At 61.6% G+C, this 25,670-nt stretch carries 16 protein-coding genes; 7 read left to right on the top strand and 9 right to left on the bottom strand.

Going from position 1 to position 25,670, the window contains the following annotated elements; all coding sequences use genetic code 11:
- Window positions 1–18: 18 nt before the first annotated feature.
- Window positions 19–912, top strand: a complete 894-nt coding sequence (ptrR, locus tag V8J63_RS20565; RefSeq protein ID WP_336464561.1) for a putrescine utilization regulator PtrR — start codon at window positions 19–21, stop codon at window positions 910–912.
- A 142-nt stretch (window positions 913–1,054) separates the two neighbouring features.
- A complete protein-coding gene (locus V8J63_RS20560; protein WP_003184145.1) occupies window positions 1,055–1,183 on the top strand; it encodes a PA1414 family protein in 129 nt (42 codons plus the stop codon).
- A 161-nt stretch (window positions 1,184–1,344) separates the two neighbouring features.
- Here the strand turns inward: V8J63_RS20560 and V8J63_RS20555 are convergent, their stop codons facing one another.
- The 4 genes from V8J63_RS20555 to speB all read right to left on the bottom strand — a co-directional run bounded on the left by V8J63_RS20555 (window position 1,345) and on the right by speB (window position 5,821).
- The gene (locus V8J63_RS20555) at window positions 1,345–2,724 is read right to left on the bottom strand and encodes a sodium:solute symporter (protein ID WP_110601986.1); all 1,380 of its coding nucleotides are present in this window, start codon (window positions 2,722–2,724) and stop codon (window positions 1,345–1,347) included.
- Between the two features lie 159 nt (window positions 2,725–2,883).
- Complete coding sequence (locus tag V8J63_RS20550) at window positions 2,884–4,386, bottom strand: purine-cytosine permease family protein (RefSeq protein WP_336464560.1); 1,503 nt, start codon at window positions 4,384–4,386, stop codon at window positions 2,884–2,886.
- A gap of 51 nt (window positions 4,387–4,437) precedes the next feature.
- A complete protein-coding gene (locus V8J63_RS20545) occupies window positions 4,438–4,860 on the bottom strand; it encodes a YybH family protein (RefSeq protein WP_122505894.1) in 423 nt (140 codons plus the stop codon).
- 10 nt (window positions 4,861–4,870) lie between these two features.
- Window positions 4,871–5,821 (bottom strand): agmatinase, encoded by a 951-nt coding sequence (gene speB, locus V8J63_RS20540; RefSeq protein ID WP_003222717.1) that lies wholly within the window; start codon window positions 5,819–5,821, stop codon window positions 4,871–4,873.
- Window positions 5,822–6,216: 395 nt separating this feature from the next.
- Here speB and V8J63_RS20535 point away from each other — a divergent pair, with 395 nt between their 5' ends.
- Together V8J63_RS20535 and V8J63_RS20530 are read left to right on the top strand one after the other, a co-directional pair.
- Entirely contained in the window at window positions 6,217–7,110 is an 894-nt protein-coding gene (locus V8J63_RS20535) for a LysR family transcriptional regulator (protein ID WP_007956593.1), read from the top strand.
- Between the two features lie 6 nt (window positions 7,111–7,116).
- Window positions 7,117–7,713 (top strand): tRNA-uridine aminocarboxypropyltransferase, encoded by a 597-nt coding sequence (locus tag V8J63_RS20530; RefSeq protein WP_130926726.1) that lies wholly within the window; start codon window positions 7,117–7,119, stop codon window positions 7,711–7,713.
- 114 nt (window positions 7,714–7,827) lie between these two features.
- Here V8J63_RS20530 and V8J63_RS20525 read toward each other — a convergent pair whose 3' ends face one another.
- The 3 genes from V8J63_RS20525 to V8J63_RS20515 all read right to left on the bottom strand — a co-directional run bounded on the left by V8J63_RS20525 (window position 7,828) and on the right by V8J63_RS20515 (window position 12,887).
- Entirely contained in the window at window positions 7,828–9,189 is a 1,362-nt protein-coding gene (locus tag V8J63_RS20525; protein ID WP_039761043.1) for an HlyD family type I secretion periplasmic adaptor subunit, read from the bottom strand.
- Between the two features lie 10 nt (window positions 9,190–9,199).
- Window positions 9,200–11,359, bottom strand: coding sequence for a type I secretion system permease/ATPase (locus V8J63_RS20520; RefSeq protein WP_197892134.1), 2,160 nt, complete (start codon window positions 11,357–11,359; stop codon window positions 9,200–9,202).
- Window positions 11,360–11,528: 169 nt separating this feature from the next.
- On the bottom strand, window positions 11,529–12,887 hold the full coding sequence (locus V8J63_RS20515) for a TolC family outer membrane protein (protein ID WP_016771146.1): 1,359 nt from the start codon (window positions 12,885–12,887) through the stop codon (window positions 11,529–11,531).
- Window positions 12,888–13,419: 532 nt separating this feature from the next.
- Between V8J63_RS20515 and V8J63_RS20510 the strand changes: the two genes are divergently transcribed.
- Window positions 13,420–21,267 (top strand): retention module-containing protein, encoded by a 7,848-nt coding sequence (locus V8J63_RS20510; RefSeq protein ID WP_336464559.1) that lies wholly within the window; start codon window positions 13,420–13,422, stop codon window positions 21,265–21,267.
- A 298-nt stretch (window positions 21,268–21,565) separates the two neighbouring features.
- Here the strand turns inward: V8J63_RS20510 and V8J63_RS20505 are convergent, their stop codons facing one another.
- Window positions 21,566–21,961 carry a YbaN family protein gene (locus tag V8J63_RS20505; RefSeq protein WP_024012057.1) on the bottom strand — a complete coding sequence of 132 codons (396 nt, stop codon included), beginning with the start codon at window positions 21,959–21,961 and terminating at the stop codon, window positions 21,566–21,568.
- A 10-nt stretch (window positions 21,962–21,971) separates the two neighbouring features.
- Window positions 21,972–22,559, bottom strand: a complete 588-nt coding sequence (locus V8J63_RS20500; RefSeq protein ID WP_130887188.1) for a UPF0149 family protein — start codon at window positions 22,557–22,559, stop codon at window positions 21,972–21,974.
- Between the two features lie 412 nt (window positions 22,560–22,971).
- Here V8J63_RS20500 and recQ point away from each other — a divergent pair, with 412 nt between their 5' ends.
- Together recQ and V8J63_RS20490 are read left to right on the top strand one after the other, a co-directional pair.
- The gene (gene recQ / locus V8J63_RS20495; RefSeq protein ID WP_024012058.1) at window positions 22,972–25,101 is read left to right on the top strand and encodes a DNA helicase RecQ; all 2,130 of its coding nucleotides are present in this window, start codon (window positions 22,972–22,974) and stop codon (window positions 25,099–25,101) included.
- Between the two features lie 132 nt (window positions 25,102–25,233).
- Window positions 25,234–25,668 carry a MarR family transcriptional regulator gene (locus V8J63_RS20490; protein WP_016771142.1) on the top strand — a complete coding sequence of 145 codons (435 nt, stop codon included), beginning with the start codon at window positions 25,234–25,236 and terminating at the stop codon, window positions 25,666–25,668.
- The last annotated feature ends 2 nt before the right edge of the window (window positions 25,669–25,670 follow it).

Genomic DNA, 25,670 nt, shown 5'->3' with positions numbered 1-25,670 from the left:
TCTGTTAAGGAGAAAGCAGTGGAGTTCAGCCAACTGCGGATATTCCAAGCGGTCGCCGAGGAAGGCTCGATCACCCGCGCCGCCGAGCGTTTGCATCGTGTGCCGTCGAATCTGTCGACGCGGCTGAGACAGCTTGAGGAGCAACTGGGCGTTGAGCTGTTCGTCCGCGAACGGCAGCGCTTGCAGCTGTCGCCGGCGGGCAAGGTTTTGCTCGACTACACCGGCAAACTCTTCGCTCTGCGCGATCAGGCCAGTGCGGCGGTGATGGGCGGGCAACCGGCCGGGGATTTCGTGCTGGGCACCATGTACAGCACGGCGGCGATCCATCTGCCGGCGCTGCTGGCGCGGTATCACAAGCAATACCCGATGGTGAATTTGCAGGTGCAATCGGCACCGACCGGGGAATTGCTCGAAGGGTTGCTCACCGGCCGCCTCGACGCGGCGTTGGTCGACGGACCGTTGGAGCTGGCCGGGCTCGATGGCGTGCCGTTGTGCGAGGAGCGGCTGGTGCTGATCACTGAAATCGACCATCCACCGGTGCACAGCGCGCGCGACGTGGAAGGGCGTTCGGTATTCACCTTCCGTCAGGGCTGTTCCTATCGCATGCGTCTGGAAGCGTGGTTCTCTCACTACCACGCGGCGATGGGCCGGCCGATGGAGATCGAGTCGTATCAGGGCATGCTCGCCTGTGTGATTGCCGGCAGCGGTGTGGCGTTGATGGCCGAGTCGATGCTCGCCAGCCTGCCGGGTCGCGAAAGCGTCGCCGTGCATCCGTTGGCCGAGCCGTTCGCGGGTGCGACAACGTGGCTCATGTGGCGCAAGGGTATGGCCGGGGCCAACCTGAATGCCTGGATCGACGTGCAGCAAGCGGTCTATCCCGTGGCTTTGCATGAAGTCCGTGAAACAGCGTGAACCAAACACACCGGATTCTGTTCAATTCAGTAACAGATCATTGCGGATTTGGCCGAGCATTACGTAGGACTTCGGACTATTATCAGTGCGAAGCGGCCTCAGAATTCCGGCCGCTCAGCACCACCCTGAAGGGGGCATGACGATGAAAGAGAAAATCCAGAACTGGCTGCACGATTTGGGAGTTGCCCTCGGTTTGATCGAACCGCCTCTGCAACCGGTACCGATTCGCACGGACGACGAACAGCGCCGACGCCAGCCACGTCGCCGTTAATACCTGCGATCAGAGATTTCAAGATCGCAGCCGTCGGCAGTTTCTACAAAGTGTAGGAGCTGCCGAAGGCTGCGATCTTTTGCTTTTCGCCAAGCGAAAAAAACGGGTGTGGCCACCGACGCCACACCCGCTGAAGAAAACATCACCTCGTTACAGTCGATTCACACCGCCGTTGCCACGGTCGCCGGGCGCGGCGAGAACAGGCTGACCAGTACAAAGCTCACCAGGCTGACACCCAGGCTGTAATAGATCGGCGAGTTCGCGTCCATGCCGTCCTTGACCATGAACACCAGCGCCGTGATAAAGCCCAGCGTCATCGCGCTGATCGCCCCGGCAGTAGTCGCACGCTTCCAGAAAATCGCGCCCATCAGCGGAATCAGCATGCCGCCGACCAAGAGGTTGTAAGCCAGAGTCAGCGCGCTGATCACGTCGTTGACGACCAGAGCAATGCCCAGCACCGCGATCCCCGTCAGCAGCGTAAACAGACGGCTGACCGCGACGTTGGACTGTTTGCCGCCGCGCAGTTTCGGCAGCAGGTCTTCGGTCAGGGTGGTGGACGCGGCGAGCAGGCCGGCGCTGGCGGTGGACATCATCGCCGCCAGTGCAGCAGCGATCACCAGACCACGGATGCCGTCAGGCAGCGAGACTTTGACGATGGCGGCAAAGGCGTTGTTGACGTTGTCCAGATCCGGAATCAGCACATGCGCAGCCATGCCGATCAAGGCGCAGACCAGGCCGTAAATGATGCAGTAGATCCCGGCCGAGGTGCCGGCGTATTTGGCGACTTTTTCGCTTTTTGCCGTGAACACCCGCTGCCAGATGTCCTGGCCGATCAGGATGCCGAAGAAATAGATCATGAAGTAGGTGATGATCGTGTCCCAGCCGATGCTGGTGAAGTTGAAGCTGGCCGCCGGCAGTTGCGCGACCAATTGATCCCAGCCGCCTACGCGGTACAGGCAGATCGGCAACAACACGAACATCAGGCCAACCGTCTGAATGCCGAACTGGACGATGTCCGTCAAGGTCAGCGACCACATGCCGCCGATCGTTGAATAAGTCACCACTATACCGCCGCCCAGCAGTACGGAAATCCAGAAGGGCAGACCGAACAACACTTGCAGCACGGTGCCGATCGCCAGAATCGAGGTCACGCCGATCATCAGCGCGTAAGCGAGCATGATCGTCGCACTGGCGGTGCGCGCCATCGGGTTGTAGCGCTTCTCCAGGACCTGGGTGACGGTGAATACCTTGAGTTTCAGCAAGGGCTTGGCGAGAAACAGGTTCAGCGCGACGATGCCGCAGCCCAGTGCCGCGCACAGCCAGAAACCGGAAATGCCATGCACGTAGCCCAGACGGACCGTGCCGACGGTGGACGCGCCGCCGAGTACGGTTGCTGCCATGGTGCCCATGTACAGCGACGGCCCCAGATTACGCCCGGCAACCAGATAGTCTTCGTGGGTCTTGGCCTTGCGCATGCCGTAGTAGCCGAGAATCAGCATCGCAGCGGCATAAATGAGTACGACGAATAAATCCAAAGCCATGATGGCGTGTCTCCGATTGTCTTTTTTATGGTCAAGCAAATGGGGTCTGCAAGGCTTCCTGTGGGAGCGAGCCTGCTCGCGAAGGCGGTCTGTCAGTCACACCAATGTTGGATGTGCTGAAGTCTTCGCGAGCAGGCTCGCTCCAACCGGGGATTCGTGTCAGGCGGCCTGACGCAGTTGAGGTTTTATTGCGGCTTCACTGCGCACATCCGTTGGCCCGAACACCTCCCGAGGTTCGGGGAACAGGCGCAGCAGCGTCAGATACACCACCGACGCCAGGCCCAATGTCACCGGCAAGCTGATGTCGATGCCACCGGCCAGTTCGCCCAGCGGGCCGACGAACTGCCCCGGCAGGTTGACGAAGCACAGGCCGACCAGCGCACTCGGAATCCACGCCCCCAGACCGCGCCAGTTCCAGCCGTGGTTGAACCAGTAGCGTCCGCCCTGTTCGCCGCGAGTGAACACTTGCAGGTCATCCGGGCAGTAGAAGCCGCGCCGCACCAGCAGACCGATGATCATGATCACCATCCACGGGGTGGTGCAGGTGATGATCAGCACGGCGAAGGTCGACACGCTCTGCACCAGGTTCGCCGCAAAACGGCCGATGAAGATGAAGGCGATCGACAGCACGCCGATCAGCAAGGTCGCCTTGACCCGGGACAGCACGCGCGGGAACACGCTGGACATGTCCAGCCCGGTGCCATACAGCGACGTGGTGCCGGTGGACATGCCACCGATCACCGCAATCAGGCACACCGGCAGGAAGAACCAGCTCGGCGAGACGGCCAGCAAGCCGCCGACATAGTTGTTCGCGGCGATGTAGTTCGGCGCCTTGATCGCGACGATAGTGGCGGTGGCGAGGCCGAACAGGAAAGGAATCAACGTCGCCAGTTGCGCGGCGATCACCGCCAGCATGATCCGGCCCTTCGGCGTCTCACGCGGGATGTAGCGCGACCAGTCGCCGAGGAACGCACCGAAGGAAATCGGGTTGCTCATCGCCACCAGCGCCGCGCCGATGAATGCCGCCCAGAACCCGGCCTGACCCAGCGCCACGCTGCCGGCGTACTGGCTGTCGAAAGCGGGGGCGAAGGCGAAGATACCGAGCAGGAACAACAGGCTCGCGGTCCACACGGCGATGCGGTTGACCCACAGCATGATGCGGAAACCGTAGATGCACACGGTCAGCACCAGCAGCGCGAACAGGCCGTAGGCCAGGCCCAGGGTCAGGTCGGTTTCCGGCAGATCGACGAGGCGTTTGGCACCGCCGACCAGCGCATCACCCGAGCTCCACACTGACAGCGAGAAGAACGCGATTGCCGTCAGCAACGACAGGAACGAACCGACAATCCGCCCGTGCACGCCGAAGTGCGCACCGGAAGACACGGCGTTGTTGGTGCCGTTGAGCGGGCCGAACAGGCCCATCGGCGCGAGGATCAGCGCACCGACCACCACACCCAGCACAATCGCCCAGACACCCGCCTGAAACGACAGGCCGAACAGCACCGGGAAACTGCCGAGCACAGCGGTGGCAAACGTATTGGCGCCGCCGAAGATCAAGCGAAACAAGTCGCTGGGTCCGGCGTCGCGCTCATGATCCGGGATCTGTTCGACCCCGTTTGTTTCGATGCTGCTAAGGCTTTTTTCGTTGTTGTTGTTATTCATGATCTGCTCCGATCATCAGGCGCGCTCATCGTGCGTGAGCGTCACCATTGGCTAAGGGGGTGGCAGCCCTTCCGGCATTGCGGACAAATGTTCGTGACAGGCCAGCCATAGGCCTTGTTGTTCTAGGCTCGACGCTTGTCTTCTGAAAACAATCGTCTCGCGCTCCTGGCTGAAGTGTTGCTCCCCTTGCATGCGCAGCTCGGTGGCCACGTCATGGATGAAAATCGCCACGTCACCCTGCAGGCTGACAAAGGCGTTGCTCGAGGTGCACGACAGCACCTCGAATCCATCCTCGGCACGCCAGCGGTCCCACAACGCCTGATAGGCATCGCGCGACAGCAATGGCTGGTCGAGGGTGTAGAAAACGAAGCTGGCATCGGCGCTGAACGCACCGAAGTAGGCTTCGCGATCATTACGGGCAAACGCGGCGACCAACTCGGCGGCCGCATGCAGAACCTGATCACGTGCGTGCATGACCCGACCCTCAGCGATGAACCACGCCAGGCAGTACGCAGAGCATTTCGTACAGCAGGTTGGCGGCCAGCAGCGAGGTGTTGCCGGTGGTGTCATAAGCGGGCGAGACTTCTACCAGATCGCAACCGATCAGGTCGAGGCCCTGGCAGCCACGGACGATTTCAATCGCCTGAATGGTGGTCAGGCCGCCGATTTCCGGGGTGCCGGTGCCGGGCGCCCAGGCCGGGTCAATGCCATCGATATCGAAACTCAGATATACCGGACCGCCACCGACTTTCTCGCGCACTTCCGCCATCAGCGGCGCCAGCGACTTGTGCCAGCACTCTTCGGCCTGCACCACGCGGAAGCCCTGATCGCGGCTCCAGTTGAAGTCGTCGGCGGTGTAACCCTGGGCACGCAAACCGATCTGCACCACGCGGTCGCAATCGAGCAGACCTTCTTCGACGGCACGACGAAACGTGGTGCCGTGAGCGATCTTCTCGCCGAACATGTGATCGTTGACGTCAGCGTGCGCATCGATGTGCACCAGGCCAACCTTGCCGTGCTTTTTATGAATCGCGCGCAGGATCGGCAGGGTGATGGTGTGGTCGCCACCCAGCGTCATCGGGATAACGTTGTGCTCGAGGATGTTGTCGTAGGCTTCTTCGATGATGCGCACGGCGTCGAGCAGATTGAAGGTATTGATCGCCACGTCACCGATGTCGGCCACCGACAGCGAGTCGAACGGCGCGGCACCGGTGGCCATGTTGTACGGGCGGATCATCACCGATTCGGTGCGGATATCGCGCGGCCCGAAGCGCGTGCCGGGGCGCAGCGAAGTGCCGATGTCCAGCGGCACGCCAACGAAGGCAGCGTCGAGGCCGGCAGCGGTCGGTACATGGGGAAGTCGGAGCATGGTGGCGATGCCGCCGAAGCGCGGCATTTCATTGCCGCCCAGTGGTTGGTGAAGAATCTTGTCCACGGGTAGGGCCTCATCGTCTTTGTTTTATTTATGCCGGCGCGCCGTTGAGCACAGGTTCGGACGCCGCTGTGGGGCCGATCATGCGAAATGTAGTGACGGGAAAGAATCGCTACGGGCAAAAACTTAGTTCAGATTTTTCTAAACTAATGGGAGAGGTGGGATTAGACTTTGGTGGGTTCGAATGAAGTGTAGGGCTGAAGATTGTTGCCCTCACCCCAGCCCTCTCCCAAGGGAGAGGGGGCCGACCGAGTTTTTGGCGGAATCTGCATCGACCTGAAAAATCGAGTTGAACTCAGGATTTGAAAGCCATGGAGATCAGCTCCCTCTCCCTCGGGGAGAGGGCTGGGGTGAGGGGCTTTTCCCACAGACACATAGTTGCAAAGCCCGGAGTAGACATGGCCAACGCTTTACCCGACCTGAAACTCCTGCGCATCTTCGTCAGCGTCGTGCGTCATCAGGGTTTTGCCAATGCACAGCAGGAACTCAACCTGTCGACCTCGGCGATCAGCACTTACATGAGCCAGCTCGAAGCCGCGCTCGGTCTGGTGCTGTGCCATCGCGGGCGCGGTGGCTTCAGCCTGACCAGCAAGGGCGAGCTGTTCCATCAGGAAACCCTGCGCCTGCTCGCCGAGCTTGAAGGCTTCGAGCAATACGCCGCCGCGCTCAAGGGCGAACTGCGCGGCACGCTCAATCTCGGGGTGATCGATTCCACGGTCAGCGACAAGGCCCTGCCGTTCGCCGAAGCCATCGGCGCCTACAGCCAGGAACACCCGGCGGTGCATTTGCACCTGTCGGTGATGAGTCCTTATGAATTGCAGCTCGGCGTGCAGGACAATCGCCTCGATCTGGCCATCGGTGCGTTTTCCACGCGCATGAGCGGTCTGGTCTACATGCCGCTGTACCGCGAGCAGCACTGGCTGTATTGCAGCAGTCGCCATCCACTGTTCAACGAGCGGCGCATTCCCGAGCAGGTCATCACTCAGCAACGGATGGTCGGGCGCGGTTACTGGAGTCAGGCGGAACTGGCCCGGCACGGTTTCAAACACAGCGCCGCGACCGTGGAAAGTATGGAAGCGCAGCTGATTCTGGTGCTCTCCGGCGCCTACATCGGTTACCTGCCGGAACACTACGCGCAGGCCTGGGCCGACAAGGGCGATCTGCGCGTTCTGCTGCCGGCGACCTTCGGTTATCAGGCGCCGTTTTCGATGATCATGCGCAGGGGCCGCAGCCGCGAGCCGCTGATCCAGACTTTCCGCGATTTGCTCAAAGCGCAATTGAATCAGGCGTAACCCATCATGTCCCGAGCCCAATGCCCGCGCTGCCTGCGCCCCCAGACCCATTGCCTGTGCCCATTGATTCCGCACCTCGATAGCCGCACCCGAGTATTGCTGCTGCAGCATCCGAGCGAGGTCAGTCACGCGCTCAATACCGCGCGGCTGGCGGCGCTGGGGCTGAGCAATGCCGAGCTGATTGTCGGCGAGGTATTCGAAGATTTGCCGAAACTGTTGAACCGGCCGGGCTATCACGCGCGCTTGTTGTTCCCGGCTGAGGATGCGCAGCCGCTGCAGGCTTACGCACCGAATGATCAGCCAATTTTGCTGGTCGTCCCGGACGGCACCTGGCGCAAGGCGCGCAAGATGTTGCACCTCAATCCGCTGCTGGCAGCACTGCCACGGGTGACCCTGACCGAGGGCGGCGTGTCGCGCTATCGCTTGCGCAAGGCACCGGGGCCGGGGGCGCTATCGACGATCGAGGCGATCGTGCAGGCGCTGGAAACCCTCGAAGCGCCGACGACGTTTGCGCCGTTGCTCCAGCCGTTTGAAGCGCTGATCGAAGGGCAGATTGCGGCGATGGGGGAGGAGGTTTTCCAGCGTAACCATGGCGACAGATGATCGTTCCCACGCTCTGCGTGGGAATGCATCCAGTGACGCTCTGCGTCAACGTCGTGAAGGGACGCGGAGCGTCCCGGGCGGCATTCCCACGCGGAGCGTGGGAACGATCATTGGCTAACGCTCACGCATCGCCTCGGTCCGCGCTTTCAACACCGGTTTGAGCAGGTAATCCAAGACGCTTTTCTCACCGGTAATAATGTCCACCGTCGCTACCATCCCCGGGATGATCAGCAGTGGTTTCACGTCGCCGCCCAAGTGATTCTTGTCGGTGCGCACCTGAATCAGATAGAAGCTGTTGCCCTTGTCATCGGTGATCGTATCGGCGCCGATCAGTTCGAGCTTGGCGCTCAGCCCGCCGTAAATCGTGTAGTCGTAGGCACTGAACTTGACCATGGCTTTCTGGCCCGGATGCAGGAACGCGACGTCTTGCGGGCGGACCTTGGCTTCGATCAGCAGGTTGTCTTCCAGCGGCACGATTTCGACCATGTCGCTGCCCGGCTGGACCACGCCGCCGATGGTGTTGACCTTCATCTGCTTGATCACCCCGCGTACCGGCGACGTCACCGTAGTGCGGCTGACGCGATCGTCGATGGCGATGCTCGACGCGGTGATTTTCGACAGGTCGGTGCGTTTCTCATTCAGCTCTTTGGCGGCCTCGGAACGGAAGGTCTGCTCGGATTCGTCGATCTTGCTGCGGATCTCGGCGATGGCCGATTCGGCCCGGGGAATAGCTAGCGTGGTGGCGTTCAGCGAACCACGGATCTCCACCGCGCTGCGCCTGAGGCGGAGGATTTCCACCGGTGACACCGCGCCGGTTTTGACCAGCGGTTCGGACATGTTCATCTCTTGCTGCAGCAACGCCAGGCTGGAACTGAACTGGCCTTGCTTGGAGCGAAACTCCGCCAGTTCCTGGGTTTTCTGCCGCAGCTGTTCGCTGAGGGTGCGCTGCTCGCTGGCCAGTCGGCGTTGGCGTTGCTCGTACAGCGAGCGTTCGTCCTCGGCGACTTGCGGCGCCTTGGCGATCACTTCGGCGGAGAGTTTGAAGGGGCGTCCCTCGGCCTCCGCTGACAGCCGTTCAACCTGTGCGGTCAGCGCGTAACGGTCGGCCTCGCTCTCGCCCTTGTTCGAGCGAAAGCGCGTGTCATCCAGACGCAGCAGGGTGTCGCCCTTGCCGACCATCTGGCCTTCGCGAACGAATATCTCGGTGACAATGCCGCCCTCGAGATTCTGGATCACCTGGACTTTGCTCGACGGGATCGCCTTGCCTTCGCCCATGGTCACTTCTTCGAGCACGGCGAATTTGGCCCAGACCAGGGCGGCGATCAGCAGCGCTGCCGCCAGCCACACGGTGATCCGCGATTTGCGCGGCGAATCCTGCAATGCTGCGCCGGCGGTTTCCGGCATGAACTCGGCTTCGGCGCTTTTGCCGAAGCTGTCGAAGTAGCCGCGCTTGTTGCTATCGGAGGAAGCAGGCATGGCGTAACTCCTAGACCGCCGCCGAGCCGACACGGCCCTTGCGCAGCGCTTCGATGACTGCTTCCTTCGGGCCGTCAGCGACGACCCGGCCGTTGTCCAGCACCAGCAACCGGTCCACCAGGCTCAGCATTGAGGTGCGGTGAGTCACCAGCAGCAGGGTTTTGCCTTGCACCCAGCCATGCAGTTTCTGCCGCAGCGCATCTTCACTGCTGTTGTCCATGGCGCTGGTGGGTTCGTCGAGCAGCATGATCGGCGGATCGAGCAGTAACGCGCGCGCCAGCAACACCGCCTGGCGTTGGCCGCCGGATAGCAGCTGTCCGCGTTCGCCCACCGGTCGGTCGAAGCCTTGCGGGTGTTGTCGGGCCAGCTCGGTGACGCCAGTCAGTTCGGCGACTTCGAGCATGCGTGAATCGCTGATGTAACGCGCGCCCAGGGTCAGGTTGTCGCGCAGGCTGCCGGCCAGCAGCGGCAGGTCGTGGGCGACATAACCGATCTGCTGGCGCAGGTCAGCCACGTCCAGTTGGCGCAGGTCGAGGCCGTCGAGCAGTAACTGGCCTTGTTCCGCTTCGTAGAAACCCATCACCAATCGCGCCAACGTACTTTTGCCGGAACCGCTGCGGCCGATGATGCCGACCCGCTCGCCGGCTTTCAGGCTGAAGCTGACCTCGCTCAGCGCCGGCGCATTTTGGCCGTTGTAGTGGAATGTCACGCCGCTGACGTCCAGTGCTCCTTGCAGCTGCGTGCGTTCCAGTGGCCGTTGTTTGCCGTCGCGTTCCTGCGGCAGGGCCATCAGCGCGTCGGTGCTTTTCATGGTCAGTTGCGCTTGCTGGTAGCGGGTGATCAGCCCGGCGATCTGCCCGAGCGGGGCGAGCACACGACTGCCAAGCATGTAGGTGGCAACCAGCGCGCCGACACTGAGGTTGCCGGCAATGATGCTGTAGACCCCGGCAACAATCGTCGCCATCCCGGAAAACTGCTGGATGAACAGCGTGCCGTTGGTGGCCAGCGCCGACAGGTTGCGCGCATGGCTGTCGAGGCGGGTGAGGGCGCCGTGGGTGCTTTCCCATTTGTGCTGACGCTCGCTTTCGGCGCCGCAGGCCTTGAGGGTTTCCAGACCGCCAAGGGTTTCGATCAGCACTGCCTGACGCTCGGCGCCGAGGCTCAGGCTTTTCTGCACGGTGTCACGCAGGCGCACCTGAATCGCCATGGCGAAGATGATGGTGATCGGAAACGCCAGCAGCGGAATCACCACCAGCCAGCCGCCGAGCAGGCCGATCACTACCAGCATCAACACCACGAAGGGCAAGTCGATCAGGCTGGTCAGGGTCACGGCGGTGAGAAACTCACGCAGGCCCTGAAAGTCGTGAATGCTCTGGGCAAAGCCGCCGATGGTCGCCGGCCGCGCTTTCATCGACATGCCGGTGATGCGCTCGAACAACGTTGCCGAGAGGATCACATCGGTTTTCTTGCCGGCGGTGTCGAGCAGGTGCGCACGCACCACGCGCAGCACCAATTCAAAACCGGTGCCGATCAGCAAACCGATCGACAGCACCCACAGCGTCGAGGTCGCCTGATTGGGCACCACGCGATCGTAGGTCTGCATGACGAACAGCGGCACCATCAGGCCGAGCAGGTTGATCAGAAAACTGGCGAGAATCGCATCGCTGTACAGCCATTTCGACAGTTTGAGAGTGTCGCGAAACCACGCGTTTACCCGTGGCACCAGCGGCGCGCGCAGGTCTTCGAGTTCGTGGCGCGGACGGGCGAACAAGGCCTGGCCGCTGTAGTGCTCGTTGAGTTCTTCGCGGCTGACCCATTGCTCGCCGCCGTCGGCTTCGCTGGGCAGCAGCAGGGCTTTGCCGTCCTCGCCAAAGCGCCGCAGCACGGCAGTGCGGCCGTCGTTGAGCAGCAGCAGGATCGGCAGGTTCAGCGGTGAAATGTCTTTCAATTCACGGCGCAACAAGCGCGCCTGTAATCCGGCCCGCGCGGCTGCACGGGGCAGCAGATCGAGGCTCAGGCGTTGTTTGTTCAGAGGCAGCCCGGCGCTCAGGCTGGCACGACTGACCGTGGCGCCATGCAGTTTGCAGAGGATCAGCAGACCGTCGAGTAACGGGTCGTCGAAGCTCAGGCGCGGATCGACCCCGGTGGCGCCGGGTTCCATGCTGGTCATAGTGATTGCCTCTGTTGAACGGGCTCGGTTATCGGATCGTTCCCACGCTCTGCGTGGGAATGCCTCTAGGGACGCTTTGCGTCCAGTGACGCGGAGCGTCACGGGCTGCATTCCCACGCAGAGCGTGGGAACGATCAGAGATCGCAGCCTTCGGCAGGTCCTGCAGGATCTATTTCAACTCGGGCAGGCGCGCCTGGTTTTTCACTTCGGTCGTGGCAATCGCATCAGCCGGCAGCACCACGCGTTGCTTGCTCAGCAACTGGCCCATGTTCGCCAGCACGCGGTACATCGAGTATTCCTCGGTGTAGCGGATTTCGGTGTAGCGACGGTTGGCGTTGTACAGCTCGTTTTCGCTGTCGAGCAGGTCGAGCAGGGTGCGTTGGCCGAGGCCGAACTGGTCCTGATAAGCGGCGCGCACGCGTTTGGTGGTTTCGGCGTATTCGCGAGCGGTCGGCGTCTGCTTCTTGGCGTTCTCCATGGCGTTCCAGGCCAGGCGAATGTTCTCGTTGAGCTGACGCAGGGCGTTGTTGCGGATGTCCATCGCCTGGTTGATGTCGTGGGCATTCGCGGCCAGACGTGCCTTGTCGCTGCCGCCACGGAACAGGTTGTAGTTCATCACCACACCGACACGCCATTCGTTGTCGTGGCCTTCGTCGCCCTGCACGTTGTTGTTCGCGCCCACTGCCGCTTCCGCGTCGAAGCGCGGGTAGAACGGCGACTTGGCCACTTCGTACTGGCTCTCGGCGGACTGCACGTCAGCCTGGGCCGATTTCAGGTACGGGTTGTTGTCGACCATGCTCTGCTGCGCTTCACGCAGGTCCGGCGGCATCTCACCGCGAGTCGAGGCCGGGGTTTCCAGCTCATCGGGCATGCGTCCGACCACGCTGTAGAAATTCGATTCGGCGTCGGCCAGATCGACTTCGGCGGTGTCGAGGTTGTTCTGCGCCAGTGCACGACGGGCAACCGATTGATCGGAGTCGGCGGTGCTGCCGATGCCGCGCTCCGTGCGCAGGCCGATCTGATCGTTTACGCGCAAGTGCGCCTGCAGGTTGTTCTTCGCCAGCGTCACCAGTTCCCGACGCTTGAGCACTTCGAGGTAGACCTCGATGGTGCGCAGGGCCAGATCCTGCGCGGTGCCTTGCGCGTAGTAGGCGCGCGAGTTGGACACGCCCTTGGTGCGCTCGACCTCGTTGGCGGTGTTGAAGCCGTCGAAGATCATCTGCCGCAAGCGCAGCTCCGACTGGGTGTAATTGAGGATTTCGGTGTTGTGATTACCGAAGGCGCGAGTGTTGGTGTTGTCGCTGTAGCCGCGCCCGTAGGCAGCGTTCAGATCGACCGACGGATAAAACCCGCCCTTGGCCACTTTCACCTGCTCATCCGCAGACAGGCGGGCGTCCACGCGCGAAGCCAGCTCCGGGTGGGTGGCGATGGTGCTTTGAATCGCCTCGGTGAGGTTCATCGCCTGGGCTTGGGAAGTGCAAGCCATGGCCAGCAAAACCGCGCTGCAGAGGGGGGTTAAAACGCGCATGGGTGCATCTCCCTGGATCTCAATGTTGTGTTACCGTCGCCAAATATTTGACGTAAATTTAGGGTGTAAGCGTTTCACTCTTGTAACAACAGAGCTAAGAACATCCTAGAGCGTAGCTAAGAAAAAATTTTCATAAGGTTTATTCCAAAAAAAACTTATGCGGTTTTTCAAAAGCAGCACATTGTTCAGCTCGAAAGCCTTTGTTTTATGCGCTTTAGGGAGCTCGAAAAGGCTTGAGGAAAGTTCCATTCACTTTGCGAGACACTGCGAAGTACTGCTGAAGGGGAGGGACGCGTAGCGGGGAATGAGCGACAGATTTTTGTCACTCGGGTGATTCACCACCGTTACGTAGCGCTAGTGGGTCGATGGATTGAACAGGGTTGGCAAGTGCTTGATAGCGCTGACAATTCACCTCAAACCGGGCCTGCGAAACGAACTGTCGAGGGTGCGAGCGTCGCCCACGGCAACCCGATTGAGCCATGGGCTGCTTCGCGAACCAGTGCCGACGGTGGTCGGCAGCGGAGGATTTCACATGGCAACGCTCATCGGTACGGTCACAAAAGTCATTGGTCAGGTGTTCGCTCAGGCGAGCGACGGCATCAAGCGTCCGCTGTTCGAAGGCGATCGTTTGTACGCTGGCGATCAACTGATCACCGGCGCGGAAGGCGCGGTGGCAGTGAAACTGCAAAACGGCGAGGAATTGACCCTCGGCCGCGGCAGCAGCATCACCATGACCGGGCAATTGCTGGCCGACCAGGCTGTGCCGGTGAACGTCGACGAAGCGCAGACCCCAAGCCAGGCGCAACTGACCGATGTCGAGCAAATCCAGCAAGCCATCGCCGCCGGTGAAGACCCGAGCAAAACCGCCGAAGCCACCGCTGCCGGCCCCAACGCGCCCACCGGCAACACCGGTGAACTGGGCGGCGGGCACAGTTTCGTTCTGCTCACCGAAGTCGGCGGCCGAGTCGATCCGATCATTGGTTTCCCCACCGCTGGCTTCAACGGTATTCCCGAATTTCCCGAGTATCGTCGCGACGCGGACATCGACAATGGCGACGACACGCCAGCGCCGGTCGTGGTGCCAGCGCCACCAGTGAACAACCCGGTCATCCTCAACGGCCTCAATGGGGCGGATGGCGAACTCAACCTCAATGAAGCCAATCTGCCTGACGGTACAGCGGCCAATCCAGGCGCGCTGACGCAAAGTGGCAGCTTCACGGTCTCGGCAGCGGATGGTTTGAACAGCCTGAGCATCGGCGGCATCAACGTGATTGTTGGCGGCGTGCCGATCGGCTTTCCCCAGTCGATCACCACGCAACTGGGCAACACCCTGACCATCACCGGTTACAACGCGGCGACCGGCACGGTCAGCTACAGCTACACCCTCAACGGCAACGAAACCCACGCGGCCGGCGACGGCGTGAACAATCTCAGCGAACAGTTCACCGTGATCGCCACCGACAGCAATGGCGACAGCGCCACTGGCACGCTGGACGTGAATATCACCGACGACGTGCCCAAAGCGTTTGACGACGCCAACGGCATTGCCTCGGAAACCTTGCTGACCCTGACCGGCAACGTCCTCACCAACGACATACAAGGTGCTGACCGCGTACCCACCGGACCGGTCACGCCGGGTACTTTCACCGGTACTTACGGCACGTTGGTGCTGAACGCCGACGGCACCTACACCTACACGCTCAATACCAGCGATGCCGATTTCAAAGCCTTGACCGGCGGTGGCAACGGCACAGAGACCTTCGCCTACACCATCACTGATGCCGACGGCGATACCAGCACTGCCAATCTGGTTCTGCAGATTCACAACAACGACGATCCGGTAATCATCGACGGCCTGAACGTCGCCGGTGGCGAGTTGACGATCTACGAAAAAAACCTCAGCGACGGCAGCGCTCCGGACACTGGCGCGCTGACGCAAAACGGCATGTTCACCATCACTGCACTGGACGGCGTCACCACGCTGACCGTCGGCGGCATCGCCGTGGTGACCAATGGCGTTGCCGCAGGCTTCCCGCAATCGATCACCACGCCACTGGGCAGCACGCTGACCATTACCGGGTTCAACGCTGCAACCGGCGTGGTCAGTTACAGCTACACCCTGGCCGACAACGAAGCGCATCCGAACGCCAACGGCGCGAATAATCTGCCTGAGCAGTTCGCAGTCACGGTGGTCGATGACAACGGCACCACCGCCACCGGCACCCTCGACGTGAACATCGTCGATGACCTGCCGAAAGCTATCGACGACAGCAACGGTACCGCGTCAGAAAGCCAACTGACCCTGACCGGCAACGTCCTGACCAACGACGTGCAAGGTGCCGACCGCGTACCCACCGGTCCAGTCACTGCCGGTACATTCACCGGTACCTACGGCACCTTGGTTCTAAACGCCGACGGCACCTACACCTACACCCTGAACACCAGCGATGCCGATTTCAAAGCCTTGACCGGCGGCGGCAACGGCACCGAAACGTTCGCCTACACCATCACTGACGCCGACGGCGATAGCAGCACTGCCAATCTGGTTCTGCAGATCCACAACAACGACGATCCAGTCACCATCGACGGCCTGAACGTCGCCGGTGGCGAGTTGACGGTTTACGAGAAAAATCTCGGCGACGGCAGCGCCCCGGACACTGGCGCGCTGACGCAGAACGGCACGTTCACCATCACTGCACTGGACGGCGTCACCACGCTGACCGTCGGCGGCATCGCCGTGGTGACCAATGGCGTTGCCGCAGGCTTCCCGCAATCGATCACCACGCCACTGGGCAGCACGCTGACCATTACCGGGTTCAACGCTGCAACCGGCGTGGTCAGTTACAGCTACACCCTGGCTGACAACGAAACGCATCCGAACGCCAACGGCGCGAATAATCTGCCTGAGCAGTTCGCGGTCACGGTAGTCGATGACAACGGCACCACCGCCACCGGTACCCTCGACGTGAACATCGTCGATGACCTGCCGAAAGCCAACGACGACAGCAACGGTACCGCCTCGGAAAGCCAACTGACCCTGACCGGCAACGTCCTGACCAACGACGTGCAAGGCGCCGACCGCGTCCCAACGGGTCCAGTCACGCCCGGCACTTTCACTGGCACGTTCGGAACTTTGGTTCTGAACGCCGACGGCACTTACACCTACACGCTGAATACCAGCGATGCCGACTTCAAAGCCTTGACCGGCGGCGGTAACGGCACCGAAACCTTCGCCTACACCATCACCGATGCCGACGGCGATACCAGCACTGCCAATCTCGTACTGAATATCCACAACAATGACGATCCGGTGCTGCTCAATGGCCTCGACGTCAACGGCGGCGAACTTACCGTCTACGAAAAAAACCTCAGCGACGGCACCAGCCCCAACACCCCGGCGCTGACCCAGAACGGCACTTTCACCGTCAGCGCTCTCGATGGTCTGCAGACCCTCACAGTCGGTGGCATTGCCGTGATCACCAATGGCGCGGCCGCAGGCTTCCCGCAATCAATCGTCACCCCGCTGGGCAGCACCTTGACCATCAGCGGTTATGACCCGGCGACCGGCGTGGTCAGCTTCAGCTACACCCTGGCCGACAACGAAGCCCATCCAACCGCCAACGGCGCCAACAGCCTCACTGAGAACTTCGACGTCGTCGCGACGGACACTGATGGCAGTACCGCCAGCGGCCAGATCAACGTCAATATCGTCGATGATTTGCCCACCGCGCATGCGGACGCGGCTTCGGTGGCGGAGGGTGGCACCGTCAGCGGCAACGTACTCAACAACGATGTCGGCGGCGCGGATGGCCCGGCGATTACCGGCGCAGTGGTCGGCGTGCGTGCCGGTGCCGACACCTCGACTTCGGCCATCGGCGGACTCAATTCGCAGATCAACGGCACCTACGGCTACCTCACGCTTGATGCCAACGGCAACGCCGTTTATCACAGCAATCCCAACGCGGTGAACGGTCCGGGTGCGGTGGATGTGTTCACCTACACCGTGCGCGATGCCGACGGTGATGAAAGCACCACGACGATCACCATCGACGTCTATAACAGCTGCCTGAAAGCGGTCAGCGACACTGACGTCACCGTCTACGAAAAAGCCCTCGACCTGAACAAGGATGGCCAGGATCTGGCAGCGGGCAGTGTGGTCGGCAGCGATCCGAACAGCACTGGCGAAACCGCTTCCGGCACCCTGGTCGGCTCGGTCACCGGTGCGGTCGGCGCGATCAGTTATGCACTGGTCGGCAGCGCCACCGGCAATTACGGGCAGATCGTCCTCAACGCCAATGGCACTTACACCTACACCCTGACTTCGCCGGCTACCACTACGCCGCACGCTGACGACGGCGCCAACAGCCTGAGCGAGACCTTCACCTATCAGGCGACCGACTCTCTCGGCAACGTCGTCACCAGCACAATCGTCGTGAGCATCGTCGATGACGTGCCGAAAGCACTGAATGACAGCAACGCGACCAACGCGACCGAAGACCAGTTGACCCTGACCGGCAACGTCCTCGATAACGATGTGCAGGGCGCCGACCGCGTCGCCAGCGGCCCGGTAACCGCCGGTACTTTCACTGGCACTTACGGCACGCTGGTGCTCAACGCCAACGGCACTTACACCTACACGCTGGACGCCAATGACGCCGACTTCAAAAACCTCCACGGCGGCGGCAACGGCACGGAAACCTTCGCCTACACCATCACCGACGCGGACGGCGACACCAGCACCGCCAACCTGGTGCTGAACATCCATAACAACGACGATCCGGTGTGCCTCGACGGCCTCGATGTGAAGGGCGGCGAAATCACCGTCTACGAGAAAAACCTCAGCGACGGCAGCAGCCCCAACACTTCGGCGCTGACCCAGAGCGGCAGCTTCACCGTGACTGCGCTTGATGGCCTGCAAACCCTCACGGTCGGCGGCATTGCGGTGATCAGCAATGGCGTCGCCGCCGGTTTGCCGCAATCGGTGGTCTCGCCACTGGGCAGCACCTTCACCATCACCGGTTACGATCCGGCCTCCGGCGTGGTCAGTTACAGCTACACCCTGGTCGACAACGAAGCCCATCCGAACGCCAACGGTGCCAACAGCCTCAGCGAGAGCTTCGACGTGATCGCCACTGATACCGATGGCAGTACCGCCAGCGGTCAGATCAACGTCAACATCGTCGACGATCTGCCGACTGCCAACGCCGATACCGGCTCGGTAGCGGAGGGCGGCACGGTCAATGTCAGTGTGCTCGGCAATGACCTCAGCGGTGCCGACGGCGCCGCCACGGTGGTCGGCGTGCGCGCCGGCAGCAACACCGCGACGTCAGCCAGCGGCGGGCTCAACAGCAACATCAACGGCAACTACGGCTACCTGACCCTCGACGCGGCGGGCAACGCGGTTTACCACAGCAACCCGAACTCGGTGAGCCCGCCGGGCGCGACCGACACGTTCACCTACACCATCCGTGACAGCGATGGCGACGAAAGCACCACAACGCTGACCATCAATGTCGCCGACAGCAAACTGGTCGCCTCGGTGGATCAGGATGTCACGGTCTACGAAAAAGCCCTCGACCTGAACAAGGATGGCCAGGATCTCGCCCCCGGCACAGTCACCGGCAGCGAACCGGGCAACACCGGCGAAACCGCCAGCGGCACGCTGGTCGGTTCGGTCAGTGGCGGCAGCGGCGCGATCACGTACACCCTGGTCGGCAACGCCACCGGCAGCTACGGGCAACTGCTGCTCAACGCTGATGGCACCTACACCTACACGCTGACGTCGGCACCGAAAACCGCCCCGAGCGCCAACGACGGGCCGAACACCCTCAGCGAAACGTTCACCTACAAAGCCACCGATGCGCTGGGCAACAGCACCACCAGCACCCTCGTGGTCAACATCGTCGACGACATACCGAAAGCCGTTGCCTCGGATCGCTCGGTAACCGCAGTGGAGATTGATTCCAACATCCTCATCGTCCTCGACATCTCCGGCAGCATGGCCGATCCCTCTGGCGTGCCGGGCCTGTCGCGGCTGGCACTGGCCAAGCAGGCCATTGGCGCCTTGCTCGACAAGTACGATGATCTGGGCGATGTGAAAGTGCAGTTGGTGACGTTCAGCAGCAATGCCGCCGACCGCACCACGGTGTGGGTCGATGTCGCTACTGCCAAGACATTGCTCGCCGGCCTCAACGCCGGCGGCGGCACCAACTACGATGCCGCCGTGGCGGTGATGCAGACCGCGTTCGACACCTCCGGCAAACTCACCGGGGCACAGAACGTCGGCTACTTCTTCTCCGACGGCAAGCCCAACGAGGGCGACATCGGCACGGCTGACGAGGCCGCGCTGAAAAACTTCCTCGACGCCAACAACATCAAGAACTACGCCATTGGTCTGGGCAGTGGCGTGAGCAACGCCAACCTCGATCCGCTGGCCTACGACGGCATCAACCACACCAACACCAATGCGGTGGTGGTCACCGATCTCAACCAGCTCAACTCGGTGCTCTCCGGCACCGTGCAGGGCGCGCCGGTCACCGGTTCGCTGCTGGGCGAGGGCGGCTCGTTCGGTGCCGATGGCGGTTTCATCAAGTCGATCGTGGTCGACGGCACCACCTACACCTACGATCCGAAAGCCCTCAGTGGCCAGGGTTCGTTGACCGCGAGCGGCGGCGCCAACCACGGCACTTTCAATACCGCCAACAACAGCGTCAGTATCGCCACCAACAACAGCGGCACGCTGGTGGTCAACCTCGATACCGGCGAATACAGCTACACCTCGCAGAAAACCACCGCCGTGGTCATCACCGAAAACATCGGCTTCACCGTCAGCGACAACGACGGCGATCTGGCCAGCTCCACCCTGACGGTGAAAGTGATCCCCAACGCGCCGCCAGTGGCGATGGACGATCACGTCATCACCAACGTGCTCTCGGGCAACATCGTGGTGCCGGGTGAGCTGCTGCTGGCCAATGACAGCGATCCGAACGGCGACACCCTCAACGCCACGCCAACCAGCTTCAACACCGGTTGGGTTTCGAAAGCGGCGGACTTCACCGGTACCGGCCTGATCGGTTTCACTGGGCAGAACAATAATGCGGCCAACCAGAACCTGGCCAACGTGCGCAGCGCCTTCAGCGCCAATGCCGCGACCATGACCGCCGTGCTGGTGGTCAGCGGTTATCTGGGCATGGTGAGCAACAGCAATGCCAACGATGAATATCGCATCACCGTCAATCTACGTCAGGGCGAAACCCTCAATCTGGATCACAATCTGGGTGCCGGTAAGATCAGCATGGAGTATTCGCTCAACGGCGGTGCCTGGATGGCGCTGGCGGACGGCCAGACTCTCAGCGCCTCGGCGGACGGCGTCTACCAGATCCACATCACCAACATTGGAAATGGTGGCGGCAACCCGAACGCGGCGGAAAACTACCAACTGACCATGACCCTCAACTATGCGGGGGCCCACGACATCACGCCGGACTACCACGGCACCTACACCGCCAACGACAACCACGGCGGCAGCGACACGGCCAACGTCAGCATCAGCTATCAGGACGGCCACACCCTGACCGGCACTGCTGGCGACGATGTGTTGGTAGCGGACAGTGGCAACAATGTGATCAACGCCGGCGAAGGCAACGACGTGCTCAGCGCAGGCTCCGGCAACAACGAAATGCACGGCGACGGCGGTAACGATTTGCTCTACAGCGGCGCCGGCAACGACCTGCTCGACGGCGGCACTGGCAGCGACACCGCCAGCTACGCCCACGCCACGGCCGCCGTCACCGTCAATCTCGGCCTGCTCGGTGCGCAGAACACCCTCGGCGCCGGTACTGACACCTTGACCGGCATCGAAAACCTGCTCGGCTCGAACTTCAACGACAGCCTCACCGGCGACGGCAACAACAACGTGATCAACGGCGGCCTCGGCAACGACTTCCTCAATGGCGGCGCTGGCGATGACTTGCTGATCGGTGGCATGGGCAACAATACGCTGACAGGCGGGGCAGGGGCTGACACCTTCCAATGGCTCAAGGGCAACAGCGGTCACGACCTGATCACCGACTTCACCCCCGGCACCGACAAACTCGACCTGTCGCAACTGCTGCAAGGCGAAAACGCCAGCACCGCGTCGCTGGACGACTATCTGCACTTCACCGTCAGCGGCAGCGGCGCCTCGGTGATGACCAGCATCGACGTCAGCGCCATGGCCGGCGGCACGCCGAACCAGACCATCGACCTGGCCGGCGTCAACCTCGCCAGCCATTACGGCGTGACACCGGGGGCGGGCGGCATGGTGGCTGGGGGGCATGACACGGCAACGATCATCAGCGGCATGCTCAATGATCATTCGTTGAAAGTGGATACGGTCTGACCTGAGGTCTGAAACGACAAAACCCGCCGCCCCGGTTGTTTCGGGGGCGGCGGGTTTTGTCTGTATGTACAGATGTGTTGGCTGTGAGTCCGCCTTCGCGGGCAAGCCCGCTCCCACAGGGTTCTTCAGTGGATGCAGAATATGTGTCCGACCAGGATCAATTGTGGGAGCGAGCTTGCTCGCGAAGAGGCCGGGTTGATCACCAAGTAACTCAGCAGACCAACATCACCCCGGCAACTCCAGATTATCCAGCACCCGACTCACTGCCAGTTCGCCAAGCATGATCAACTGGGAGGTATCAAGTTTTACGCAACGTCTTCTGCCGCAAAATATAAACCGTCACCAGCACCGCACTGGTCAACATGAACCCCCGCGCCCAAACCAGCGGCACCAGATAGCACGAGAACAGAATGCTCACCCACATCAGCCCGATCGCGTAGACCTTGCCTTTGAGCGGGATGCCGTTGCCTTCGAGGTAGTCGCGAATCCATGGCCCGAGGCGCGGGTGTTCGACCAGCCAGCGATAGAAGCGCGGAGAGCTGCGCGCGAAGCAGGCCGCGGCGAGCAGGAGGAAGGGGGTGGTGGGCAGGACCGGCAGGAAGATGCCGATCACCCCCAATGCGACGCTGAGCCAGCCGATGGCCAGCAGGACGTAGCGCAACATCAGGGGGCGGTTGCCTATGGGGTTGTCCATAGGCCGGGTCTTAGTGGTGACGAGGCTTGAGGATCGCCGGTTTTTCGTCGGGGGCCTGGCACAGCAGGTACAGCGCGGTCAGGGCTTCCGGGATCTGAACGATCATGTCGTCCATCAGGTTGGCGTCCTTGGCGATGTCTTCGAACTCAGGCTGCTCGTCGAACAGGCCGGAACCGACCATGATCGGCAGGAGCATTTCGCTGACTTCTTCTTCGGCGGTTTCGAACCAGGCCGCTTCACGCAGGAACACGCCCTCCATGAAACCGATGCACCAGCCGCGCAGTTCGGAGTCGTCCGGCTCTTCGCCCAGATCCAGTTCGCACGGCAATTCGAATTCTTCATCCGAGGCCAGTTGGCGAGCGATGTGCGCCTTGAGGCCGATCAGCGTGGCTTCGATTTCGGCACGCTGGGCTTCGTCGATGTAATGCGGCTCTTCGGCGAACAGCGCGTCGATCCACTCGCGCTCCGGAACGTCTTCGGAGCAGATCGACAGCGCGGTCAGGTAACCGTGGGCGGCGACGTAATCCAGCGCCTCGTCGTGCAGCTCGTCGGCGTCGAGGAAGACTTGCAGGCGGGTCAGTTGCTCAGCGAAGGACATTACGGGGCTACCTTGGGGAATAAACAATGCGGGAATTCTAGGCCTTCTTGCGCGCTCTAGCCAGCCGCTTGGCAGATTTGCCCGCACGGACGCACGCAAATGCCGGGTCGGACGCAAAACCTGTGGGAGCGGGCTTGCCCGCGATGGCGGTGTGTCAGTCGATGAAGAAGTTGTCAGTGCCGGCCTCTTCGCGGGCAAGCCCGCTCCCACAGGGTTCGGTGTGATGTCAATTGCAGAGTGAGTCTTCTCAGCGGCACCCTCTGCGGCGAAGGCCTCGGGTATACTGCCGCGTTTTGCGATCCCTGCCGGCGCTGCGCTGGTCATGCAATGTGTTCTTACGTTTTGTTTAAGCAGCCGAGGCTGCTCTGAACCAGCCTGAGCAGGGATGTATCGGTAGATTTTTGGAGTTTTTATGCTCGAACAGGCTCAACGCGTCCTCAAGGACATCTTCGGCTACGACAGTTTCCGTGGCCGTCAGGGTGCGATCATTGAGCGCGTGGCCAGCGGCGGTGATGCGCTGGTGCTGATGCCTACTGGTGGCGGCAAGTCGTTGTGCTTCCAGGTGCCAGCGCTGTTGCGTGAAGGTCTGGCGGTAGTGGTATCACCGCTGATCGCACTGATGGACGATCAGGTCGCCACCCTCGAAGAACTGGGCGTCGCCGCCGCTGCGCTGAACTCCACGCTGAGTGCCGAGCAGCAGCGCGACCTCGCTCTGCGGATCAAACGCGGCGAAGTGAAAATGCTCTATTTGGCGCCCGAGCGCTTGGTGCAGCCGCGCATGCTGGCGTTCCTGCAAAGCCTGGAAATCGCTTTGTTCGCCATCGACGAAGCGCATTGCGTATCGCAATGGGGCCACGATTTCCGCCGCGAATACCTGCAACTGGGTCAATTGGCAGAGCTGTTTCCCAACGTTCCGCGCATTGCCCTCACCGCGACCGCCGACAAGCGCACCCGCGAAGAAATTGTCGATCGCCTGCACCTGCAGAATGCCGAGCGCTTCCTGTCGAGCTTCGACCGTCCGAATATTTTTTACCGCATCGTCCCGAAAGAGCAGCCGCGCAAGCAGTTACTGGCCTTCCTCGCCGAACGGCGCAGCGATGCCGGCATCGTTTATTGCCTGTCGCGCAAGAAGGTTGAAGAAGTTGCGGCGTTCCTCAGCGAACAGGGTTTTCCGGCGCTGCCGTATCACGCCGGTCTGCCCAACGATCTGCGCGCCTATCACCAGAAGCGCTTCCTCAATGAGGAAGGCCTGATCATGGTTGCGACCGTGGCGTTCGGCATGGGCATCGACAAGCCCAACGTACGCTTTGTCGCGCACCTTGATCTGCCTAAATCCCTCGAAGCGTATTACCAGGAAACCGGGCGCGGCGGCCGTGACGGGCTGCCGGCGGATGCGTGGATGGCTTACGGTCTGCAAGATGTGGTGATGCTCAAGCAGATGCTGCAGAACTCCGAAGGCGACGAGCGGCACAAGCGTCTGGAGCAGCACAAGCTCGACGCCATGCTCTCGCTGTGCGAAGAAACCCGCTGCCGCCGGCAGGCGTTACTGGCCTATTTCGACGAAGACATGCCCGAACCGTGCGGGCATTGCGACAACTGTGTCGACGGCGTGCAGACCTGGGACGCCACCGAGCCTGCACGTCAGGCATTGTCGGCGATTTTCCGCACCGGCCAGCGTTATGGCGTCGGTCATCTGGTCGATGTGTTGCTGGGCAAGGACAACGAAAAGGTGCGCAGCTTCGGCCATCAGCATTTGTCGGTGTTCGGCGTTGGCAAGGCGTTGAGCGAGAGCGAGTGGCGCTCGCTGTTTCGCCAGTTGGTGGCGCGTGGATTGGCCGATGTCGATCACGAGGGTTATGGCGGTCTGCGCTTGAATGACAGTTGCCGGCCGCTGCTCAAAGGCGAAGTGAAGCTGGAACTGCGCCGCGACCTGAAACCGCAAGTCACTGCCAAAACGGGCAGCAAGAGCCAGGCCAGCCAACTGGTGCGCGGCGAGGAACGCGAACAGTGGGAAGCCTTGCGCGCACTACGGCGCAAACTCGCCGAAGAACACGGCGTGCCGCCATATGTCATCTTCCCCGACTCGACGCTATTGGAAATGCTCCGCAGCCAGCCAACCTCGCTGGCGGAAATGGCCCGGGTCAGCGGCGTCGGCGCACGCAAGCTGGAACGTTACGGCGAAGCCTTCCTCGAAGTACTCGGCGGCGAGGCGGAGGCGCCGAAGGTGGTCGCCGATGTCCGTCACGAGCTGATCACCCTGGCCCGCGCCGGCATGACCCCGCTGCAGATCGCCGGGCAGTTGCAATGCTCGGAGAAGAACGTCTACGCCATGCTCGCCGAAGCCATCGGCAAGCAACAATTGTCGCTGGAGCAGGCGCTGGATTTGCCTGAGGAATTGATGGGCGAAGTGCAGGACGCGTTTCTCGACGGGGAGGGCGAGTTGCCGTCCGTCGCTGAAGTGGCTGAGCTGTTTGCCGGGCGTGTGCCGGAAGGCGTGCTGTATTGCGTGCGGGCGGCTTTGCAGTCTGAATTCGAGATGTGAAAAGACGTATGCGCCAAGCCCCGTGCAGTTGTAACGATTCAGTACAGAGCGACTCTTGCCTATAACTGCCGCCCATGCTTAGCTGACTAATAATTAGATTTTCCGTATTTTCAGTCTAACCGTGAGTGTTTTATGCCGTTAACCGATCAACATCGCTTTGGTATGCAACTGGCCCAGATGTCCCGTGGCTGGCGTGCCGAACTGGATCGTCGTCTCGCCGGGCTGGGCCTGTCGCAGGCGCGCTGGCTGGTGCTGCTGCATCTGGCGCGTTTTGAAGAGGCACCGACCCAACGTGAACTGGCGCAGAGTGTCGGCGTTGAAGGCCCGACCCTGGCGCGCTTGCTCGATAGTCTGGAGAACCAGGGACTGGTGCAACGCCAGTCAGTGATGGAAGACCGTCGGGCGAAAAAAATCGTGCTCTGCGCACCTGCGCTGCCCCTGATCGAACAGATCGAGACCATTGCCACGCAGCTGCGCCACGAATTGTTCGAGGGCGTCGACGAGGCGGATTTGAAGGTGTGTATGCGCGTACACGGGCACATTCTGGCCAACCTGGAAAAATCTTGAGG

Source organism: Pseudomonas sp. CCNWLW23, assembly GCF_037095675.1.
Taxonomy (GTDB): domain Bacteria; phylum Pseudomonadota; class Gammaproteobacteria; order Pseudomonadales; family Pseudomonadaceae; genus Aquipseudomonas; species Aquipseudomonas atacamensis.
This window is presented reverse-complemented; position numbering and strand designations above follow the sequence as displayed.